The organism is Mesorhizobium sp. B2-2-4 (assembly GCF_006442375.1).
GTDB lineage: Bacteria > Pseudomonadota > Alphaproteobacteria > Rhizobiales > Rhizobiaceae > Mesorhizobium.
Window position 1 is genome coordinate 281,239 of the sequence record NZ_VFWB01000008.1, and the last position, 17,534, is coordinate 298,772.

Genomic DNA, 17,534 nt, shown 5'->3' on the forward strand with positions numbered 1-17,534 from the left:
CAGTCCATCTAAGCCGCGCGGTTGCGCCCCGACAAGATGCGATCGATCTTGTTACCGTCATCCCCAGGCAAGTCGGTGAAGAATGCATCGAGCTGGATCCGGTCCCATAGGGTCCGGCTATTGGCCCGCTTCGGACGCGGCATCCTGCCGTCTGCCACCATCTCATCGAACAGAGTAGGGCCAACGCCGATATAGCGTGCCGCCTCCTCCCGGCTCAACCCGCGCGGCGGATAGGCGATACTGTCTGGCGCCCGCTCAGCCATTACCATCACCGGACCGGCTGGGGCGGCGGCGCGGTTTCTTCGTGATCGGCGCGAACGGCCCCAACGGGTGCTTCTCTGCGTTTAGCAGTTGCCAAAGCCCGATGACGAAAGGAGCCGCGTGAGGGCGCCTCACCATCAGGTAGCCTTTGACCGGCCCGGCCATGACAGTGATCGGCCCAAGCGGCGAACTCCAGCGCTTTGGGAAAGGCTGCGTCATATCGATGACGAAATGCGTTGCGTTCGGCTCACCCATGATCGCCGCCCTCCTTATCGCCGGGGATGGTGAGGGCGCGGGCCTTGAGCGCCCGAATGGTGCGGCGATAGGCTTCGACCTGCTGGAATGAGCCTTCTTCGTGAGGCACAGCCACGCTTTCGCATTCGTCGTAGACGGCGAGAACGTCCTCCCGCAAGCGCTCTATCTCGGATAGTAGGTCGCGGATGTTGTCGGGAGAGCAGCGGGCGATATGGGCGGCGTTTCTATTCGCCTCTTCCTGGGTGATGCCTGCCGACCATGAACGAATGTCAGCCAGCGGAGCGAACGCCTGGTCCTGGTATGTCGGAGTAGTGGCGATCGTGCCCCCTCCACAACTCTCACTGCCCTTCGGGCCAAGCGCGAACCACGGACCTGGCGTCACCTTGTCCAGCCCGTCCCGCAGCTCCTTCTCTATCCGCTCTATGGTCATGGGCGGGGCTCTGGAATATCCTGCCATCCGGTTGCTGGTGGTGCAGGAGCGGCGGAGAGCATGGCGCGATGGCAATTTGCCACGATGTCCCCCCAGGTTTTGCCGTGCGCCTCGCTGACACCAGCGTTAATCATCGCCTCGGTCGGCTCAACCGGAACTATGCGCCACCCTTCCGCTATCTGCCCTACAGAAGTGGGGGATAGATAAAGTGGGACATCGAATCCGGGAGTTGGGCTTCGCACGGTCGAAAACTGATGTCGGCCCATTTCAAGATGTTCGCGTTTCGCCCAGGCCACAGGCTCCGCTATCTGCCCTACAGGGGATGCGGAGAGGGCGGCTTCGAGGGTCTTTGCGGCGAGGCGGCAATCGCGCAAGACTTCGCCCATATCGGCTTTGCCCATGTGCGAATCCAGACGTTCGATCAGCGCGCGAATTTCGGTGACGTTCATTGTTCTGGCCTCTGGGATTGAATGATGCGACCTGCGGCGCGGATGTTTCCGAGCGTGAAATATGTTCGGAATTGCTCGCGATCATCGAGGGCTTGATAGGACGGCCCGAGAGGAATCGCGAACGGGTTCAACGCCTCCAGAGCGCCAGCAAGAGCCGCTTCGGCCTTCTCGGCGCGGGCCAGAAGATCGATGTTCGTGCCGGCCATGACCTTTGCGACGTTGACGGCCCGGAATCGCTCCGACATCTCCTGCACGTTGGCGTCCCAATTTTCCTGCCAGCGCGAGTTTTCGCGCCGCGCCTCATCCCGCTCCGCAGTGAGCGATGCGATAAAGCTGGCGGGCACAAGGGTGAGAAGCTTCTGGCCAATCGGGGGCTTCGGAAGGGCATTAAACATCGCCTTCACGGCTTGACCATCGGTCGTGGTCGCGTTGCCCTTCTCGTCCATGAAGATGACCGGGCGCAGGTCCGCTGGGACTGCTGGTGCGGGTGGATGGGTGAAGAGAGGCGTCACTGTCCAATTCGAGCTGTTGGCTCTATGGGATGCCAGTTCTGGGTCTCTCGTCAGAACGTCTATTTCTTCCCATCCATCACCAAAGCCAGTGCAAGTCCAACCCCATGGCTTCGTCCCCGGCTCCGATGCCGGCTCCTGTATGGAGAGGGCGCTGAGAATACGACGCTCGTAATCGGCCTGCGCGGCAGCTTTGGCGGCTTCAAGCGTGTCACATTCATGCTCGGCATCGGGACACAGCACCACATAGGCGGAACTGCCCATTTTGATATTGTAGTAGCCGTCGAAGCCGCTGAATGCGTCCCACTCATCAATGACGCCCTCGCGCTCGTATTCATTCCAAATCAGGGCTCGCACCTTCACTCCCTGCTCTTGAGGGGCGCGGGAAGCGGCGAGATAGGCGCGGATCGCAACTTGCGCACAGGCCAAGCGCTCCGAAACCCATTCGGCATCATCGCCGCCGTCAAGCCACGGATCAGGTTCCCCGCGCTGCGATGCGTCCTCCTTGTCGAAGGCTCGTGCAAGCAGTTCCAGGGCAGGCTTCAGAGGGGCGGTGCTCTCGGTCATGGCATCCTCGATGAACGAATGATGATTTCGGCGGCCTCATCGTCACCGCTGACCGCATAGAGGGCCAAGGCAACCCGGCAGGGGTCGATGGCGTGACCTTCCCAAAAGGCCCGCTCTGCCTGGCTGTGCTGCTCCCGGTGGAGCGCTGCGCTCAGCGGGACCGTCCACCGGTCGTCAGGCTTCTCCGCACCGCCGACTTCCCGCTTCCCGTAGGCAGGATCCGCGTACCGGATATGAGCCGCTTCAACGGGCCGGCCGCCGGTGACGATGCAGGGAAGGGTGCGTATCCATTTCAGGTGCGCGTCATCTTCCTGGCGCGGCCGGCGGCGGCCTTTCGCGGGCGAGGTGGAGAACGCCGTCGGCGGGCGCTTGATTGCAAAGCCGGCCATCACGCCACCTCCTCGGCTTTGAAGCCGGGATGCTTGGACTGCATGTGCTTGGCCATCTGCGAAACGGTACGATTGCAGCAGGGGCACACGCCGGCGGCCGCGCGGTTGCGAAGACGAGTGACCTGACCCTTGCGGACGGAGGCTGTTTTCTCGGCATCCTCGCGCATGCGTCGCTGCCAGGCGATCTCGTCGTCCTTCTGCGCCAAGCGCTGCTTTAAAAGGTCAAGTTCACGGCGAACCTTCTCGTCCTCGCTATCCTCTTTGGACCAGCCCCACTGGTGGCCGCTCGGGCAGGAATTGAAGCCGCCGCTTTTGCGCCGCTGGTCGTAGAGATCGGTCGGACAGGTTGCGACCACACCGCAAGTTTTGCACGTCCATATCATGTGCGACTGGCCGTAGATGATGATGGTGGCCATCAGTCCGCAAGCTCCGCCGCGTCTACACCGATGATGCCGGCCAGATACTTCCCGACCTCGACCGTGCCGGCCGCGGGCTCATCTCCGCAGCAGCGCTCAAGCTCGGTTCTGATCTTGGTCGCCTTGGCGCGGACCAGATTGGACTTGCCGCCGATCTCGTCGGTGAACACCAGGGCCTGCCGTTTGAACACATTGAGTTCCGGTCCGACGGCGGCCTTCATGGTCTTGAAGACACGGACCAGGAATGCCTTGTCCTCGTCCGAAAGAGAGTTGGAGGCCGGCAACGCGTCGGGTTCTTCCCGCGCTCCCATGTCGCCGGCCTCCGCAGGCCCGCCGCTGGCAGGCTCTGATTGGTCGGCAGCGGGGCCACGATGGGGGGCATCAACCCCGCTGCCGTCATCGGTGACGCTGGAGCCGTCGGCCGATGGTTCTTGTTCCTTGGGATCGTTGAAGGTGACGCCATTCTCGGCGCCCCACGCGTAGATGAATTCGATGAGGTCGGTCATCTCCTGCTTGGACAGGTCGGATGACGACTGGCCGACCGGCACAAATGTTTTCTGGTCGAGACCGGGCAGGAACCGTATCTCCCGACCCCAGGCGCTCATGAACAGGAGCTTCCATTCCTCCGTGGTGTAGTCGCGGCCCAGCGCCTTCATGTGCGCCGCCACGTCGGTCAGCATGGCCCACAGGCGGTCGTTCTGCGGTAGCGAGCGCTTGGACGCCTTGAACTCGATGCGCGTGCCCCACGGGGCCTTGCTGACCCAATGCGCGGCCTTCTGCCGATCGGCTTCCGTATTCAAAACGAGAAGAGCGCGGCCCACGATCAACCAGCCATCACGCTTTGGACGAGCTGACTTTTCAGGACATGGGAGCGACTTCCGTAAGTGCGGATGCGCTCGACCAGTGCTGCCAGCTCGTCGTTGAACCGGTCGATCTCGCCGGCCATGTTCTGGATGTAGGGTTCGTCGCGCCTCACCTTGACCGTGAGAGCCGGGAGTTTCGGCCAGTAGCTGGTGAAATCCCACCAATCCCGCTCTGCTACCCAGAGGTTCCCCTGAACCTGGGCCTTGTGCTCCGGCGGAAGATCGCCGCGCAACAGCCGCTCGATCTGGATGTGAGGCAGCGCGGTTTTGATTTCGAGCCCGCCATCTTCGCCGATCAGGCTATCGGGGCTGGCGCCCTTGTTTCCGTTGCGGATGAACCCGACGCGTTTGATCTCGACGTCGTTGATGAAGGCATAGGTTTCTCGAGCCTCGTCCTCCATGGTCTTGCCGCGTTCCATGTGCGCGTTGGTATAGGACTCCATCGGCTCGCCGGTCAGGATCTCGCCGGCAAGCTTGCGCATGTATTCCGAACGCGTCTTGCCTTCGCCTTTCGCCATGACGGTGGCGAATTTGGAAGCTGTCGGGATGCCGGCCCGGCATGCAAACCAGTCATCCGAGCCTTGCTCGCAGTCGAAAATCTCGATCACGCGGCCTTCTCCTTGCGAGCTTGAAGAACGCCGACGGCCTTGTCGAAATGGCGGGCCAGCAGGTCGGAGACAGCCTCTATCTTCGCCCACTCGCAGAACTTGACGACGTCGGTTCCGGTTTCTTCAATCAGAGCCAAGAGCGTATCGCGCTGAGCATCTGTGATCGGCCCGCTTGGTCCTTTCTGCGAGATGTTGCCATCCTTGTCATCGCCTTGCTCAGCAAGCCCGCAAGCTGCCTTGAGGGTATGGCGCTCCAAATAGGTGACCGTGCTGGCGCGGGCTTGGATTGGGTTTTTTGCGCCGCCAGTATCGGGGGGACCGCCCATAGGAACGCGTTTGCAGTGGCCCAGGACATGCTCAATCGTGCATGTGACCTCAATCCAGTCTTTCTCGTCCCGCGTGATATTCCACGTTGCCGTCAGGTCATGCTTTGACAGCGCCGGCGTAACGGCGTCTACGAATGAGAAAAGTTCGGCGTAGCGGCGCCCCTTGAGCGGACCGTCGGTAACCTCCCTATTGCGGACGATAGTGATGACTTCCGACTTGAAGGCGGCAAAAGCTTCGGTGAAAGCCTTTCGCGCCTGGTTGGCCTCCCACCGCTCTTGAAGGTCCATGAGCTTTTCAACAGTCTCCAGGCTGGCGCCGTTGGCCAATGCCCGGTCGAGCATTTCCATCGGCGTGACGGCGGTCGACTGGCGCGCGGCCATGGCGCGGCCGGCCTGCTCGACAACGGATGTGCTTGCCTGTCCGATCGACTGGATACCGTCCACGTCGGCGTCGATGCTTGCGGGTCTGGTCATGGGGTTTCCTTCCGGGGTTTCGTCAAAATCAAAGTCGTTGTCGATGGGGTTCGTGCTCATGCGGCAAACTCCATCTCCACGGCGGCGACAGCCTGCCGGTCTTTTTCTGCAAGGGTTACGATGGTCTCGGCTTCGGCTGGGCTGATGCCGGCGGTGAGGAGCAACAGGCGCTCCCACGCCATCCGCTGGGCGCGGGACAGGTCGAGGAGGGCCAACTCGGCGAGGTGATCGCGGGGCATCAGATCAGCTCCTTTTCCAGCGCGAACGATTCGGGCATCGTCACGATGAAAATGTTTGGTTTGCCGGTGGACTCGATTTCGATCTTCGAGAATGGGAGCCAGACCCTGCGTTCGTCGTCGGCTGTGACGAGGATCGCCTTGTCGGTCATGTGGATTGATCGCACTTCGATATCGACCAGATCGGATTTGCCCATCACGCGGTTTCCTTCTGATCGACGGGGTGCATGTGCTTGCGGACGCGCTGGCGCATCTGTCCGAGGGCAATGCCCATCTCCCGGACGTCCTTGTCCTTGTGGTCATCGGCGAACTGGAGAAGCGCTCCGATGCAGCGGAAGACCTGGAGGTCGAGCGCGTCGGCGTCCCTCTGCTCCGAAGTGCGCGGGCTGGGGCGGGCGTAAGCCATCACGCCCTCCAATCGTCAGACGACGCGGCATATTCCATGCCGATCGCGTCCATCTTGGCCTCGGCGAGCGAGACCGCCTTGACGTGTTCGAGGTAGAGCGACAGCCGCCACGGGAGCAGCTTGCGGGCATGCTCGACGTAGCCGACCGAGTGAAGCCGGACCGTCGGGGTCAGCATTTCGTCTGCCTCGGCGATGGTCTTCTGGTGCTGGCGGATCATCAGAAGATCGTCACGGACAGCGGAGAGGTTGTGCCGCCAGGTGTTGCCAAGGCGCTCGTCAAAGACGTGGGCGGCGACCGGGGCCGGGTGAAGGGCGGCGTTCATGCCGACACCTGTTCGGCGTAGATGACGGCGCTCGACTTGACGTTGGTGGTGAGGCTGTCAAAACGCCAGCCTGTCAGGCGGCTGACCAAGCTGCGGGCATCGTAGTCGTTCTCGGCCTCGACGCGCATGACGAAGTCGCGCGTGGCTTCGCGGCAGACTGTGAATGTGCGATTGGCGGCTGCGGTCTTCATCATCTTCATTCCCTCGGTGGGTCGCCAGATCGGCCGAAGCTTCTTCGTGGCTGATAAGGGGAAGATTATGGAAAACTCATAAGAACGTCAAGGCAAAATTATGAGAAAGTCATAAAATATTTTGACACCGCAGCGGCGCCATGCGAATCAAGGCTATGGAAAAATGGATGAAGAACGACGTCGGCCTCAGCCTGGCTGGGGAGTGGTATCGCAATCGCGATGAGTGGGTACGGCACATCTTGGGCAGGGATTACCTGTCGTCAGATTGCCAGCGCGTCGGCATCTTCATTGCTCTGCACATGAACCGGCACGATGGGCATACCAAGCATCAGCAGACGACGATCGCCGCCGATCTGAACCTGAGCGTCGAGACGGTAAAGCGGGCCGTGAAGAAGCTTCGTGAGGAGGGACTGATCGACCGGGATCAGGTCAGGCGAGGGCGCCGAAACCGCGCCGTAAACCACTACATTCTGATTTTCCCGTGGGCCGTCTAGGTGTCACTGGTGACACTTTGACTAGGTGTCACTGGTGACACCCCTAATAACGGTACATCATAATAACGGTAGATTCTTTCTTTGGTATAGGGGCTATGAGGTGGAGTTCTATAGCTCTAGCCGACAACCATTTTTTGGGGCCTTACCGGTCAAGCGCCGATGTCAGGAATCTATCCAAACGCCGCATGCTCCTGAAGGTACTTGTCAGGAGCCTCAGCGGGCGGATACCAGGATTGATCGTTGACTCTGCGCCGTAGGACAGCTTTCCTATTCGCCTAACCGGGAGGCGAATAATGAAATCTTCAACGTGTGGGGCGACCCTTGTCGATGATGGTTGCCACCTCAGCCAAGAGCTTGAGAGCCGCGTCGCGGTCAGAATCGTCAAGCGAGAAAGAGCGATCGAGCCTGGCACTTACCTCAGCGTTGACGCTGCGGTTCCCCTCAACAGCCGCCAATTTGAGCCGCTTGAGCAACTCAGGAGTTATGCGGACATGGATTGTGATGCGGTCTTGCGCAGGCATGGCTGCGACTTATGGCGCAAAGGTTTACAACCTGAAATCGGTCCACCGGATGCTACAAATGTCCCACTATGTGCTACCAGTTATCCACAGGCATCGAAGCTCATTATTACAGCTTGATATAATCCGTTAATCGAAATCCAATGTGACCGCACCACGAATGGGCCGTCGCCGTAAATTAACAGGGAACAAAAAAGGGGGCCGGGGGAAATGATCCAATACATCCCGCGCGGAAAGACGCGGAATGAGGACACCATCCAAAATCTAAGAACCCTCGCAGACGGTGTCTCGCTTCAGGAAATGCGGCAGATAGTCGAGAGGGACGCGGTGCTTAAGCTGATTTTGCTTTTGCCGGAGAGCGTTCTTGATCAGGCTCTTTCTGTTGGTAAGGCTCTGCAAGCTTGCGCAGAACATCGGCGTAAGATTCCTGGAGCTCAGGGGGAAGGCTATCGAAAGTCGTGAGCAGCTCGCGATATTTCGACGCCAGATCCACCATAGGTCCGGTACCCCGCATCAACCACTCAAAGCGGACCTTGAATTTCCGGGCGTAAAGTTCGCCTTTGTCGGCCCGGAAGCCCGAACTCCCATTTTCGTGGCCTGAGTAGGTGCCATAGGGCACGCCCACGGCGGCAGCGCCTTCCACCGCAGAATCGTATCCCGCTTGCTTTCGCGCGGTCGCTAAACGCTCGTGCAATTCCATCCTCTGAGTTTGCCAGAAATTATTATGAGATACTCATTGACATGCGACTATGAGTTTTCCATAATCTGGGCATGGAACAAGAAATTGACGTTCGATCGATCCGGACAAAGCTCCGTTTAACCCAGGCCCAACTTGCCGACGCAGTTGGCGTTGACCAAAGCACGGTCTCCAACTGGGAGAACGGCATGCTGCCGCGCGGGCCGGCCAGAAAGCTTCTCCATGCACTGGAGGCGAGCGCCCCCGCCCAAGAGGACGCAGCATGAACCGCTCTCTTCGAGACCCGTTCAACGTCAGCGCATATTCGCTCCTGTTGCGCTTCGATATTCCGGCCTCTGCCGGTTTCTGTCGCGTGGACAGAGCGACCGGCGCCGCGGTGTTGCGTAAGTACCGCCGCGATGTAGCCTTCGAAAGGAGGATCGCGCAGCTCGCCGAACTGCGCCGCCTGTCGCCGCTTGGCACCGCCCGGCGTGACCTCAAGATGGGTCGCGTTCATGCGTAATCTCGTGGGCGATCTTCTCTCGCAAGGCCATGCGCATTTTGGTGTGAGCCACGTGCAGCTTGACGGCATCGCCGAAATCGTCGGAATTGCTCTCGTCGAGATCGAGGCGGGCGAACTCCATGCCCAGATCGGCGATGTCGAAGTCCTTTTCGATGAGGTATTGCCGCTTCAGATCGCTCGACGTCCAGTTAATGACGCCGGAACCGGCAAGCTGGTCGCAAAGGAAGTCGATCAGGCTGAAGGCCAAGTCGGCTCGCGCCTCGGCGATGCGCAGTCCGACCTCAAGTTCTACGATCCTGTTTTCCAAGTTCGTCCCTTTCCGATTCATCATGATGTTGTTTCGCACCTCCATCTTGATCGGGTCGGGGAGGGGCGTCCAGCCTCGGCGGGTGCCGCATGATCTGCACCGCGCAGACAAGCCCGGCGAGGGCCGGATAGATGGCCGGGCTCCTGACAGGCAACAAGACGGCGAGCGCGGCTGTTCGTGGCGATGATTTCTACGGCTCGCCCTATGCGGCCCTGCCGCCGCTGCTGGTCGCTGAGGGCAAGCGACTGCCCCGGACGATATGGGAGCCCGCCGCCGGCAATGGTGCGCTGGTGCTGCCCCTGCGAAACCGTGGTTACCATGTCCATGCGACCGATTTGAATAATTGGGGTTGCCCTGGCAGCGAAGCGCAAGTCGACTTCACCGGCGAGGTTGCGGTGCGCCACGGTGATCGCCTGCGGGCCGACCACGGCGACAAGTTCGGGATTGTCACCAATCCACCCTTCAACATCATCGAGACGTTTGTTGAGCGCGCGGTGGCGATGTCGCCCTATGTGGCGCTCCTGTGCCGGCTTGCCTTCCTCGAGAGCGAAGGTCGCATGCTCTGGTTCCCGCGCGTCGGACTTCGCCGGGTTCACGTGATCGGCGAGCGCCTGCCCATGATGCACAGGCATGGCTACGACGGCCCGAAGCTGTCCAATGCCGGCATGTGCTTCGCCTGGTTCATTTTCGAGATCGGCAAGCGCCCCGTTCATCAGGTTCCAGTCCGCTGGGTCAGTTGGAAGAAGGCATGCAGGAAATTCCCGCAGACCGACGCCGACACGCCGCCAGTCGCCAAAGACCAACTCGGGTTATTCGAGGTGGCGGCATGAACGGTATCACTCAGCGCCAGTCCGACGCCCTTTCCTTCATCCGGTCGTTTCAGGCCGAGAAGGGCTTTGCCCCAAGCTATAGCGAGATCGCCGCCGGCATTGGTGTGGCGTCTCGCAGCCGGGCATTCGAACTGGTCAAAAGCTTGGAACTTCGCGGTGCCGTGCGCACCCGTCCAGGGATGAACCGCACAATTGAACTGGTCGATGACCAAGGCGCCGAGTTCCATTTGAAGCGCATCCTCGATGCGGTCGCGTGCAGCGGTTTTATCGGCGTAACCGATCCGATCATCGCCGCGGCCGTCGAAGCTTTCGGAGGTCGGCAATGACCGTCCTCGCCGCCTCACTCTATCTGCTTGGCGTGATCGGCGCGGCTGCTGCCGTAGGGCGGGATGTACCCGCGGGCCTGCGTGAATGGATCGTCATCGTTGGCTGGCCGCTGGCGGTTGCCTATGCGGTCGCTTCGGTCCCGGTTTCCAAGTTTTGGGCGAGGAGCTTTCGCCCATGAAAAAAGTTCCATCTGGATCGGCCTCTGTGCCTGCAAGCGTGTGGTTCGATCCATTTCTTGACCTCTCTCTGAATGCCGACGGCCGGTTTGTTTATCCGCCCGTCGACGCCGGACAAGCCGGCTTAGTCGCTGTCTCTGACACCCACAGAGATATCGAAAGGAAACGGTCATGGGTGACACCAAACGGGTCAGATCCGACCTGCAACGGGGCATAAGCGTCATGAGTACGGCGACAACGGAGGCGTTCGGTTATCTCAACGAGTTGACCAAGCGCCAATATCGCGGGTGGGGCGACACAGCCACAGCCGCGCGCGACAGGGCAGCGAGGGATGCCGGCATTACGCCGGCTCAAGCGGAACGCGTCTGGAAGCGATGGAAGGTCATGCCTTCGATCGATGGCGACGTCTACCGCGCTCTGCGCAATCGATACGAGGCTCTTTGCGAGCGAGTTGAAAACGCGGCCCGGGACATGGACCGACTAGCGCGGGAAATCGAGGAAAACGATGCGACTGATCAAAGCCGTCCTGCGGTGGCTGGCGGCATGGCGAAAGCTGCGCAAGGCGCGGAAAGGGAGATGAGATGACAATGCGGAAATCACTACGGCTGGCCTTCAGCCGCGACACTGTTGACCCGGCCATAGCAAAGGCGATCGCCGAGGACGTCTCGGCACTGAAGCCGGAAGGCATCATGGAGCGCGCCGGCAGGGCGGTGTCCAGCGCTCTGACCAAGCTGAGGGATTCGGAAGTTCGGCTCGAGGCAGAAATCGCCGAGCGCAGCGAAGAGCTTCGGCAGGTTCGGATCGTCATCCAGTCACAGCAGGCCGCCGAGCAGGTTCTCAACGCAGCCCAGTAACAGTGCCACGCGCCGGGCATCGGCGTTCCATTGCTACGAGGGCAAAGGAAAATGTTGCAGCAAGATCCAGAGCGGATGTCCCGCGACCAGCTTATCGCCAGGGTCGACAGTCTTGAGGCCCAACTTGAGGCCGTTCGTGAGGCCAACAGCCCGGCTGACACATTGCGTGTGCAGCGGGCATTCGGTCTCACAATGCATGAATGCAGTTTGCTCTTGCTCCTCAGTGATGGTCGGCCCCGCCGCAAGGAGCAGATCCACAGCGGCATCTACAGCGACCGGATCGATGATCCTCCCGAAATCAAAATCATCGACGTCTTCATCTGCAAGGTGCGCAAGAAGGTCGAACCGTTCGGCGTGGTGATCGAAACCATATGGGGCTCTGGCTATTCGCTCAGCGACCCGCGTGGCGTCATCAAGGCGGTTATGTCTGGTGAGGAGCCGCAGCTCTCGCGACGACCAGGGAGCCGGCAAGAGCCTCCGCACTTGCAGAAGCGCAAGGCAGGGGAGGATTTCACCGCTGTGTTTGCCGACATCGTTGCCAGGTCAGGCGGGCGAGCCGCTCCGGTTCGTTTCACCTCGCGAGAGATGGCCGCCCGCACTGGCGTACATCGCACGATTTCGGTGCTGCTTCGGTGGCTCGAAAGCCACGGGAAAATCAAGATCATCAAATCGCCACCGCCCGGCGGTCGCTGCGAACGGAACTGGATCGTTCAGATTGCGCAGCCGTCGACGCGATCTGCAGACCGCAGTTTGGCAGCAGCATCCAGAGCGGCGCTTGCGCCGCTGAGCGCGGAGTAGGCCGTGAACGCGATTGCCCGCCAAAGCACCGTCATCGATCTTATCGCCGAGTACGATGAGAAGCGCGAGGCCATCGAAGCCGAGGTCAAAGCTTTCGAGGCGGCCTATTCGCGGCTGGAGATGGCTGCTTGCATCCAGGGCAAGTTCGCCGGTCCGGTTTCCCAGCACCGACCCTATGTCAGCGCCGACACGCTGAAGCGCAACCTCTGCAAATCGGGCTGGAAGGCTGTTTACGACCGCCTCCAGATCGATCGTATCGCCAGCGCACGCGACCGCAAGCTCTTCGATCAGACGATTGAAAACCCTCCGGAACTGACGTTCGACAATGCCAAGGCTACGTTTGGCGATTACCTGGAGCGGCCGCGCCACCACATCTTGCGTGGTTTGGCCGAGGTGTTCGCCGATCTCGACCCCGCCTACAAATCGCATTCGAAAGTGAAGATCGGCGTCAAGGGCCTGCCCAAGCGCGCCATCCTGAGCAACTTCGGCGACTATTCCGGAACATACGGGCGCGACAAGCTTCGCGACATCGTGAACGCGCTCGCTGCCTATCGCGGGCAACCGCTAATGGAACATGCCGAGTTTCTGATTATCAGCGATGCGCACCGCGCGGGAGAAGACGGCATCCTCGACGGCAGGCCCGCGCCTATCCAGCGCGGCGACAAGGACGAGCCGACGCCGCTGCCGGATCGCGGTTTGTGGATCCGTAAGTTCAGCAACGGCAACGCGCATGTGTTCTTCGCCCCGGAAACCCTGACCGACATCAACCGGGCACTGGCCGAGTTCTATGGCGAAGTGTTGCCTGATGCCGAAGAGGAAAACGCCAAGCCGCGCGCCGGCACGTCAGTCTCGAAAGACCTGCAATTCTACTGGTCCCCGCTCGGTGTGATCGAACGGGCGCTGGAGGTAGCCGGCATCTACAATCTTCGGGAATGGCGAAACAACCCGCCCGAGCCTTCGCGCATCCTGGAGCCGTCGTGCGGTGACGGCCGGATCATGGATGCGATCAGGTCGCGTGGTCATCGCGTCTTCGGCATCGAGTATCACGCCGGCCGAGCCGCCGAGGCGCGCGCCAAGGGGCACAACGTCCTGACTGCGAACTTCCTAGAATGCCCGGCCAAGCCCGAATTCGGTTTCGTTGTGATGAACCCGCCGTTCTATGGCCGTCACTACGTCAAGCATGTTCGCCACGCGCTGAAGTTCCTGAAGCCAGGCGGCACGCTCGTTTCCATCCTCCCGGCGACTGCCTGGTACGACCATGGCGAGTTGAAAGGCGACTGGACTGACTTGCCCGTCGGCAGCTTCGCGGACGCCGGCACCAACGTCCCCACCGGAATTCTGAAGATCCGAATCCCTAACCAAGGAGCCTGAAACACCATGGCAAAAAGCAAGGCAAGTGCAGTGCAGCCAGGTCACAATGTCGACATCGGCGAAGCAGACCGCAAGGTCCTGTTCTTCATCAACCGCAAGAACTATCTCGCCGCGCTCGCCGAGCAGAAGGCCGCCACGGCCAAGCTGAAGCAGGTCGGCAAGGTCATCAAGGCGGATCTCGGCGAATACGGCCTCGACCAGATCAAGGCGTATGAGAAGGCGCAGACGCCGGAAGGTCTCGCCAAGATCAAGGCAGCGCAGGAGGCCGAGCGCCAGGCTCTCAGGTTCGCCGGCGTGCCGATCAACACGCAGCTCGATATCTTCGCCGACCGGATGCCGCTGGACGAGCGCGCCTATCGCGACGGCGAGGAAGCCGGGTTGCGCGGAGATACCCTGTCCAATCCCTACAACGAGGCATCCGCCGAGGGGCAGGAATATGCGCGGGGTTGGCATGACGGGCAGGGCGCCTTATTCGCCGGCATCAAGAAGAAGGAAGACGCGGCGGCCGATGAACTGATCAAGGGATCGGACGAAGGCGACGACCCGTTCGGCGACGAGGCCGACAAACAGGACGAGGCCGCCTGATGCTGGTGCTCGGGCTCGACATCGCGACCTCCTGCGGTCATGGGCTTATCGAGCCCCATAAGAAGCCCGACACATGGCGCTGCGGCGCATGGCATTCGGCGGGAGAGAACGGCGAGGACAAGGCCGGCGTATTGGCCCTGTCCATGATCCCCTACCTGAAAGCGAACCGGCCTGTGTTCGCAGCGATCGAAATGCCCCAGCGCAACGTCAAGACGTTCGGCCGCAAGCGCGAAGACATGGCAGGGCAGAGCGTTGAACAAACGATCAATCCGAACGCCCTGCAACTGTCCGCTCTTGCCGGTGGCGCCGTTGCCATCCTCGATGCCTTCCATATCCCATGGGGGCTGGTCGCCTCCGCCACATGGCGTTCGGTCTATTTCGGCAAGGGCGTCAAGCCGGTCGGTAGAGACGACTGGAAAGACCTCGCCATCAAACATGCTCAGATGCAGAAAATCCCGCTTCCATCGACCAAAGCGGCGCAGCGCGATGCTGCTGAAGCAATAGGCGTCGCTGCTGCGTGGGAGCGCTGCACGTTCATCCCGGCAAGGCACCAGGCCTCTTTCATGGCGCTGCGCACCGGGCAGGCGAGGGCAGCATGAATGTGGCTCTACATCCCCAACATCTCGACATTATCTCCATCTGTACCGGTGGCGGGGGGCTCGATCTCGGAATCGAGCTGGCAATCCCAGGCGCTCGAACGGTCTGTATGGTGGAGAGGGAAGCCTTCGCCGTCGCGCACCTGGTGGCAGCGATGCAGCAAGGTCTCCTGGCTGAATGCCCTGTGTGGAGCGATGCCCGAACCTTCGACGGCAGAGCATGGCGTGGCTGCGTGGACGGCCTCATTGGCGGCATCCCGTGCCAGCCGCATAGCCATGCTGGAAAGCGGCAAGGCTCAGACGATGAGCGAGACCTGTGGAGCGACGCAAGGCGCATCGTCGTCCAATCTCGACCCTGGTTCGTCCTCATCGAGAACGTCTCGGGAATGCTGTCGGCAAAGCCCGGCCTCGATCCGGGCGCGTTCCGCGTCTGGCGTGACCTACAAAGACTGGGTTTCGACGTTGAGGGAGGATTGTTTACGGCGGCAGAGATTGGCGCGAGTCACGAGCGTGAGCGGGTTTTCATCCTCGGCGTGGCCCACGGCAACCGCGAACATGGTGACCGGCGCCGGGTCAGATGGACGCGAGGGCGGGGACAATCTTCAAACGGCAGCGATGAAGTTCCAGGCGTCGGCCTGGCCGACGCCTTCAGCGCGGGACTGGAAGGGTGCGAACGACGAACTGCACGATCGTGGGACAAAGGGAGCGCCTCTCAACGAGATAGCCAAGGTGTGGCAGGCGTCGACCAGGTCGACGCCTCGGGCGACGGATGGAGAGAAAGGGGGGCCGAACCAGAGGTTCGGAGCGGGCGGCATCCCCTTGGCGGCTCAGACGATGCAATGGGCGACCCCATCGGTGGCGGACACGACCGGGGGCCGGATGACACGTTCGGGCGATCGGTCGGACGAACCTCTTCTGAAGGGGCAGTCGGAACGCCTTTCCTCTTCCCTCCAGGACCGGATCATCTACCCCGTTGGGCAAGTGTCCTCGCATCCTCGCCGGAGTTTGAACCCGCTTTTCGTCGAGTGGCTGATGGGCTGGCCTCCCGGTTGGACATTGCTCGTGTGGACCGACTTCGCATGCTCGGCAATGGCGTTGTCCCGCTTCAAGCAGCGTATGCGGTGCGCACTCTCGCAACTCGCCTCGCCGAGCGCGGCTCCGCCGGCGCAGCTCGCCTTGTTCGGATGATGGAGGTCGCATGAACGCGCACCCCAGAGACTTCAAAGCCCCACTACCCGACGCCATCGAGGCCGAAGCCGCCTTGCTGGGTGCGATTCTCCACACCAACGATGCCTACTGGCGCGTGGCGGGTTTCCTGAAGCCCCAGCACTTCCACGAAAAGCTGCATGGCACCCTTTATGAGGTGATGGGAACCATGATCGCCGAGGGCCGGCCGGTCAATCCGATCACCATCAAGCCCTATATCCCGGCGGAGGAGATGGTCGGCGAACTGACCATGTTCCAGTATGTGATCCGCCTGTTCTCCGAGGCCGTCACGACCTCCGGCGCCTACGACTACGCCCGCGGCATCATCGAAATGTGGGCCCGCCACCAGCTCATCGCGACCGCGCAGGATCTCGACGCGCTGGCCCGAAACATGCCGGTGGATATGACACCGGAGAAGATCATAGGCGCAACGGCTGACGAGCTCACCCGCATCGCCAGGGAAGGGAATGAACGGGCAGCATCGCTTCAATACGGTGTCATCCTGCCGAACGCCGTGACCAAGGCGGCCAAGTCCAGCGGTGACGTCTCGTCACGCATTCCATGGTTCCTGCCGGAGATCACGTCCGCACTCGGCGATATCAGGCGCGGCAACCTGGTGGGCTTGATGTCGGACAGTGGTGGCGGCAAGACATCGTTCAGCCTCCAGCAATGTCGTTTTGCCGCCTCCAAGGGGTTCAAGAGCGCGTTCTTTTCAATAGAGGTCACGGACGAGGAAGCAGCTCTTCAAGCCGCCGCGCAGCAGTCGCATATCTCGCTGGGACGGATCGACGCCTACACCCTCAACAGCAAGGAGGGCGCCGACCTCGAGCAAGAGATGATGGCGTCAGCCGATCTGCCTTTCTACATCGTCGGATTCGGCGAATGCACGCTGTCAGATGTTCGGGTCAAAGCCGAGGCGATGGTGAAAAGCCATGGGCTGGACCTGATCATCATCGACCACGCCAAGATGATCACCCTGCCGAATCCCAAGGACATCTTCGCCGACCGGGTGAACGCTCTCTATCGTGGCCTCAAGGCGCTGGCCAAATCGCTCAATGTCGCGATCGTCATCCTGATCCAGCGAAACGACGACTGGAAAAAGCGCTGGCAGTCGGGCGGGAATATCCGCCCCATGATGGGCGACGCCTACGGCGGCTCAGGGGTGAAGCAGAACCTCGACGTCTGGTTTTCGCTCTATCGGCCGGAGCCTCTTTACAAGGAACTGATCCCGCAGACGCAGCGGCAGGAAAAGCGAGACGAGCTAATCGAGAAGTATGAGCGCTCGCGCGGCCGCGCCCAAGTCATCAACCACAAGCGCCGGCGCGGGGAACCTGGTCGATCGCCTGAGATCAAGTTCGAGGCAGAGTTCACCCTGTTCGCCTCCTTGGTCGACGACCATCCGACATCGTTCGAGGGGTTTTTCGAGGAATGGCGAAACAACCTTCCGGCCTCCTGTGCCCATATTGCGGCTCCACCCTGTCGACCATCATCGACACCCGCAAGCTTCACGAAGCCAAGAAGCGCAAGCGGCGGTGCTTCAAATGCTCACGCACGTTCGACACGATAGAGA

29 protein-coding genes and 1 pseudogene are annotated in these 17,534 nt (G+C 61.0%); 14 read left to right on the forward strand and 16 right to left on the reverse strand.

The window, feature by feature from the left end; translation table 11 throughout:
• Positions 1-8: 8 nt before the first annotated feature.
• Genes FJ959_RS22110 through FJ959_RS22180 form a run of 15 tightly spaced genes read right to left on the reverse strand, consistent with a single transcriptional unit; the run spans position 9 to position 6,706 of the window.
• Entirely contained in the window at positions 9-263 is a 255-nt protein-coding gene (locus tag FJ959_RS22110; RefSeq protein WP_140631982.1) for a hypothetical protein, read from the reverse strand.
• On the reverse strand, positions 256-516 hold the full coding sequence (locus FJ959_RS22115; RefSeq protein WP_140631984.1) for a hypothetical protein: 261 nt from the start codon (positions 514-516) through the stop codon (positions 256-258). The genes FJ959_RS22110 and FJ959_RS22115 overlap by 8 nt, the downstream gene beginning before the upstream one ends.
• Entirely contained in the window at positions 509-946 is a 438-nt protein-coding gene (locus FJ959_RS22120) for a hypothetical protein (RefSeq protein ID WP_140631987.1), read from the reverse strand. Before FJ959_RS22120 ends, FJ959_RS22115 begins: the two co-directional genes overlap by 8 nt.
• Complete coding sequence (locus FJ959_RS22125) at positions 943-1,395, reverse strand: hypothetical protein (RefSeq protein WP_140631989.1); 453 nt, start codon at positions 1,393-1,395, stop codon at positions 943-945. The genes FJ959_RS22120 and FJ959_RS22125 overlap by 4 nt, the downstream gene beginning before the upstream one ends.
• Positions 1,392-2,471, reverse strand: a complete 1,080-nt coding sequence (locus FJ959_RS22130; RefSeq protein ID WP_140631992.1) for a hypothetical protein — start codon at positions 2,469-2,471, stop codon at positions 1,392-1,394. The genes FJ959_RS22125 and FJ959_RS22130 overlap by 4 nt, the downstream gene beginning before the upstream one ends.
• Positions 2,468-2,860: a DUF968 domain-containing protein gene (locus tag FJ959_RS22135; RefSeq protein ID WP_140631994.1), complete on the reverse strand. Its 393-nt coding sequence runs from the start codon at positions 2,858-2,860 to the stop codon at positions 2,468-2,470. The genes FJ959_RS22130 and FJ959_RS22135 overlap by 4 nt, the downstream gene beginning before the upstream one ends.
• Positions 2,860-3,276: a hypothetical protein gene (locus FJ959_RS22140; protein WP_140631996.1), complete on the reverse strand. Its 417-nt coding sequence runs from the start codon at positions 3,274-3,276 to the stop codon at positions 2,860-2,862. The genes FJ959_RS22135 and FJ959_RS22140 overlap by 1 nt, the downstream gene beginning before the upstream one ends.
• Complete coding sequence (locus FJ959_RS22145; RefSeq protein ID WP_140631999.1) at positions 3,276-4,097, reverse strand: recombination protein NinB; 822 nt, start codon at positions 4,095-4,097, stop codon at positions 3,276-3,278. Before FJ959_RS22145 ends, FJ959_RS22140 begins: the two co-directional genes overlap by 1 nt.
• Positions 4,098-4,099: 2 nt before the next feature.
• Positions 4,100-4,747: a lambda exonuclease family protein gene (locus FJ959_RS22150; RefSeq protein ID WP_140632001.1), complete on the reverse strand. Its 648-nt coding sequence runs from the start codon at positions 4,745-4,747 to the stop codon at positions 4,100-4,102.
• Positions 4,744-5,607: an ERF family protein gene (locus tag FJ959_RS22155; protein ID WP_210239536.1), complete on the reverse strand. Its 864-nt coding sequence runs from the start codon at positions 5,605-5,607 to the stop codon at positions 4,744-4,746. The genes FJ959_RS22150 and FJ959_RS22155 overlap by 4 nt, the downstream gene beginning before the upstream one ends.
• A complete protein-coding gene (locus FJ959_RS22160) occupies positions 5,604-5,786 on the reverse strand; it encodes a hypothetical protein (protein ID WP_140632004.1) in 183 nt (60 codons plus the stop codon). The genes FJ959_RS22155 and FJ959_RS22160 overlap by 4 nt, the downstream gene beginning before the upstream one ends.
• The gene (locus FJ959_RS22165; protein ID WP_140632006.1) at positions 5,786-5,980 is read right to left on the reverse strand and encodes a hypothetical protein; all 195 of its coding nucleotides are present in this window, start codon (positions 5,978-5,980) and stop codon (positions 5,786-5,788) included. Before FJ959_RS22165 ends, FJ959_RS22160 begins: the two co-directional genes overlap by 1 nt.
• Positions 5,980-6,189, reverse strand: a complete 210-nt coding sequence (locus tag FJ959_RS22170) for a hypothetical protein (RefSeq protein ID WP_140632009.1) — start codon at positions 6,187-6,189, stop codon at positions 5,980-5,982. The genes FJ959_RS22165 and FJ959_RS22170 overlap by 1 nt, the downstream gene beginning before the upstream one ends.
• Positions 6,189-6,512 carry a hypothetical protein gene (locus tag FJ959_RS22175; protein ID WP_140632011.1) on the reverse strand — a complete coding sequence of 108 codons (324 nt, stop codon included), beginning with the start codon at positions 6,510-6,512 and terminating at the stop codon, positions 6,189-6,191. Before FJ959_RS22175 ends, FJ959_RS22170 begins: the two co-directional genes overlap by 1 nt.
• Entirely contained in the window at positions 6,509-6,706 is a 198-nt protein-coding gene (locus FJ959_RS22180; RefSeq protein WP_140632014.1) for a hypothetical protein, read from the reverse strand. Before FJ959_RS22180 ends, FJ959_RS22175 begins: the two co-directional genes overlap by 4 nt.
• Positions 6,707-6,870: 164 nt before the next feature.
• On the opposite strand from FJ959_RS22180, the gene FJ959_RS22185 reads away from it, so the two are divergent.
• On the forward strand, positions 6,871-7,197 hold the full coding sequence (locus FJ959_RS22185; protein ID WP_181171946.1) for a helix-turn-helix domain-containing protein: 327 nt from the start codon (positions 6,871-6,873) through the stop codon (positions 7,195-7,197).
• Positions 7,198-7,490: 293 nt separating this feature from the next.
• Positions 7,491-7,835 carry a hypothetical protein gene (locus FJ959_RS22190; RefSeq protein ID WP_140632018.1) on the forward strand — a complete coding sequence of 115 codons (345 nt, stop codon included), beginning with the start codon at positions 7,491-7,493 and terminating at the stop codon, positions 7,833-7,835.
• Between the two features lie 211 nt (positions 7,836-8,046).
• On the opposite strand, the gene FJ959_RS22195 is transcribed toward FJ959_RS22190, so the two are convergent.
• Complete coding sequence (locus FJ959_RS22195) at positions 8,047-8,415, reverse strand: helix-turn-helix transcriptional regulator (RefSeq protein WP_140632020.1); 369 nt, start codon at positions 8,413-8,415, stop codon at positions 8,047-8,049.
• A 259-nt stretch (positions 8,416-8,674) separates the two neighbouring features.
• Between FJ959_RS22195 and FJ959_RS22205 the strand changes: the two genes are divergently transcribed.
• The 12 genes and pseudogenes from FJ959_RS22205 (at position 8,675) to FJ959_RS22265 (ending at position 17,531) form a co-directional block, all read left to right on the forward strand.
• Positions 8,675-8,914 (forward strand): hypothetical protein, encoded by a 240-nt coding sequence (locus FJ959_RS22205; protein WP_140632026.1) that lies wholly within the window; start codon positions 8,675-8,677, stop codon positions 8,912-8,914.
• Positions 8,907-9,314 (forward strand): hypothetical protein, encoded by a 408-nt coding sequence (locus FJ959_RS22210; protein ID WP_140632028.1) that lies wholly within the window; start codon positions 8,907-8,909, stop codon positions 9,312-9,314. Before FJ959_RS22205 ends, FJ959_RS22210 begins: the two co-directional genes overlap by 8 nt.
• Positions 9,315-9,352: 38 nt before the next feature.
• Positions 9,353-10,051 carry a hypothetical protein gene (locus FJ959_RS22215; protein ID WP_140632031.1) on the forward strand — a complete coding sequence of 233 codons (699 nt, stop codon included), beginning with the start codon at positions 9,353-9,355 and terminating at the stop codon, positions 10,049-10,051.
• Positions 10,048-10,377 (forward strand): hypothetical protein, encoded by a 330-nt coding sequence (locus FJ959_RS22220; RefSeq protein WP_181171945.1) that lies wholly within the window; start codon positions 10,048-10,050, stop codon positions 10,375-10,377. The genes FJ959_RS22215 and FJ959_RS22220 overlap by 4 nt, the downstream gene beginning before the upstream one ends.
• On the forward strand, positions 10,374-10,556 hold the full coding sequence (locus tag FJ959_RS22225; protein ID WP_140632035.1) for a hypothetical protein: 183 nt from the start codon (positions 10,374-10,376) through the stop codon (positions 10,554-10,556). The genes FJ959_RS22220 and FJ959_RS22225 overlap by 4 nt, the downstream gene beginning before the upstream one ends.
• Before the next feature lie 169 nt (positions 10,557-10,725).
• On the forward strand, positions 10,726-11,139 hold the full coding sequence (locus tag FJ959_RS22230) for a hypothetical protein (protein WP_140632038.1): 414 nt from the start codon (positions 10,726-10,728) through the stop codon (positions 11,137-11,139).
• A complete protein-coding gene (locus tag FJ959_RS22235; protein ID WP_140646462.1) occupies positions 11,136-11,408 on the forward strand; it encodes a hypothetical protein in 273 nt (90 codons plus the stop codon). The genes FJ959_RS22230 and FJ959_RS22235 overlap by 4 nt, the downstream gene beginning before the upstream one ends.
• 192 nt (positions 11,409-11,600) lie before the next feature.
• Positions 11,601-11,810 (forward strand): annotated as a pseudogene (locus tag FJ959_RS32625) (helix-turn-helix domain-containing protein); the annotation flags it as partial.
• 399 nt (positions 11,811-12,209) lie between these two features.
• Entirely contained in the window at positions 12,210-13,577 is a 1,368-nt protein-coding gene (locus FJ959_RS22245) for a class I SAM-dependent methyltransferase (protein ID WP_140646460.1), read from the forward strand.
• 6 nt (positions 13,578-13,583) lie between these two features.
• Complete coding sequence (locus tag FJ959_RS22250) at positions 13,584-14,162, forward strand: hypothetical protein (protein ID WP_140632041.1); 579 nt, start codon at positions 13,584-13,586, stop codon at positions 14,160-14,162.
• Complete coding sequence (locus tag FJ959_RS22255; protein ID WP_140632044.1) at positions 14,162-14,761, forward strand: hypothetical protein; 600 nt, start codon at positions 14,162-14,164, stop codon at positions 14,759-14,761. Before FJ959_RS22250 ends, FJ959_RS22255 begins: the two co-directional genes overlap by 1 nt.
• 1,195 nt (positions 14,762-15,956) lie before the next feature.
• Positions 15,957-17,531, forward strand: a complete 1,575-nt coding sequence (locus FJ959_RS22265) for a DnaB-like helicase C-terminal domain-containing protein (RefSeq protein ID WP_140632049.1) — start codon at positions 15,957-15,959, stop codon at positions 17,529-17,531.
• The last annotated feature ends 3 nt before the right edge of the window (positions 17,532-17,534 follow it).

Excerpts from the sequence above, each read along its gene's own strand:
- FJ959_RS22185 (WP_181171946.1), top strand. The coding sequence starts at position 6,871 with ATGAAGAACGACGTCGGCCTCAGCCTGGCTGGGGAGTGGTATCGCAAT.
- FJ959_RS22250 (WP_140632041.1), top strand. The coding sequence starts at position 13,584 with ATGGCAAAAAGCAAGGCAAGTGCAGTGCAGCCAGGTCACAATGTCGAC.
- FJ959_RS22210 (WP_140632028.1), top strand. The coding sequence starts at position 8,907 with ATGCGTAATCTCGTGGGCGATCTTCTCTCGCAAGGCCATGCGCATTTT.
- FJ959_RS22170 (WP_140632009.1), bottom strand. The coding sequence starts at position 6,189 with ATGGCTTACGCCCGCCCCAGCCCGCGCACTTCGGAGCAGAGGGACGCC.
- FJ959_RS22205 (WP_140632026.1), top strand. The coding sequence starts at position 8,675 with ATGAACCGCTCTCTTCGAGACCCGTTCAACGTCAGCGCATATTCGCTC.
- FJ959_RS22265 (WP_140632049.1), top strand. The coding sequence starts at position 15,957 with ATGAACGCGCACCCCAGAGACTTCAAAGCCCCACTACCCGACGCCATC.
- FJ959_RS22120 (WP_140631987.1), bottom strand. The coding sequence starts at position 946 with ATGACCATAGAGCGGATAGAGAAGGAGCTGCGGGACGGGCTGGACAAG.
- FJ959_RS22220 (WP_181171945.1), top strand. The coding sequence starts at position 10,048 with ATGAACGGTATCACTCAGCGCCAGTCCGACGCCCTTTCCTTCATCCGG.
- FJ959_RS22115 (WP_140631984.1), bottom strand. The coding sequence starts at position 516 with ATGGGTGAGCCGAACGCAACGCATTTCGTCATCGATATGACGCAGCCT.
- FJ959_RS22155 (WP_210239536.1), bottom strand. The coding sequence starts at position 5,607 with ATGAGCACGAACCCCATCGACAACGACTTTGATTTTGACGAAACCCCG.
- FJ959_RS22225 (WP_140632035.1), top strand. The coding sequence starts at position 10,374 with ATGACCGTCCTCGCCGCCTCACTCTATCTGCTTGGCGTGATCGGCGCG.
- FJ959_RS22165 (WP_140632006.1), bottom strand. The coding sequence starts at position 5,980 with ATGGGCAAATCCGATCTGGTCGATATCGAAGTGCGATCAATCCACATG.
- FJ959_RS22235 (WP_140646462.1), top strand. The coding sequence starts at position 11,136 with ATGACAATGCGGAAATCACTACGGCTGGCCTTCAGCCGCGACACTGTT.
- FJ959_RS22110 (WP_140631982.1), bottom strand. The coding sequence starts at position 263 with ATGGCTGAGCGGGCGCCAGACAGTATCGCCTATCCGCCGCGCGGGTTG.
- FJ959_RS22195 (WP_140632020.1), bottom strand. The coding sequence starts at position 8,415 with ATGGAATTGCACGAGCGTTTAGCGACCGCGCGAAAGCAAGCGGGATAC.
- FJ959_RS22160 (WP_140632004.1), bottom strand. The coding sequence starts at position 5,786 with ATGCCCCGCGATCACCTCGCCGAGTTGGCCCTCCTCGACCTGTCCCGC.
- FJ959_RS22140 (WP_140631996.1), bottom strand. The coding sequence starts at position 3,276 with ATGGCCACCATCATCATCTACGGCCAGTCGCACATGATATGGACGTGC.
- FJ959_RS22190 (WP_140632018.1), top strand. The coding sequence starts at position 7,491 with ATGAAATCTTCAACGTGTGGGGCGACCCTTGTCGATGATGGTTGCCAC.
- FJ959_RS22180 (WP_140632014.1), bottom strand. The coding sequence starts at position 6,706 with ATGATGAAGACCGCAGCCGCCAATCGCACATTCACAGTCTGCCGCGAA.
- FJ959_RS22230 (WP_140632038.1), top strand. The coding sequence starts at position 10,726 with ATGGGTGACACCAAACGGGTCAGATCCGACCTGCAACGGGGCATAAGC.
- FJ959_RS22175 (WP_140632011.1), bottom strand. The coding sequence starts at position 6,512 with ATGAACGCCGCCCTTCACCCGGCCCCGGTCGCCGCCCACGTCTTTGAC.
- FJ959_RS22215 (WP_140632031.1), top strand. The coding sequence starts at position 9,353 with ATGGCCGGGCTCCTGACAGGCAACAAGACGGCGAGCGCGGCTGTTCGT.
- FJ959_RS22130 (WP_140631992.1), bottom strand. The coding sequence starts at position 2,471 with ATGACCGAGAGCACCGCCCCTCTGAAGCCTGCCCTGGAACTGCTTGCA.
- FJ959_RS22135 (WP_140631994.1), bottom strand. The coding sequence starts at position 2,860 with ATGGCCGGCTTTGCAATCAAGCGCCCGCCGACGGCGTTCTCCACCTCG.
- FJ959_RS22255 (WP_140632044.1), top strand. The coding sequence starts at position 14,162 with ATGCTGGTGCTCGGGCTCGACATCGCGACCTCCTGCGGTCATGGGCTT.
- FJ959_RS22125 (WP_140631989.1), bottom strand. The coding sequence starts at position 1,395 with ATGAACGTCACCGAAATTCGCGCGCTGATCGAACGTCTGGATTCGCAC.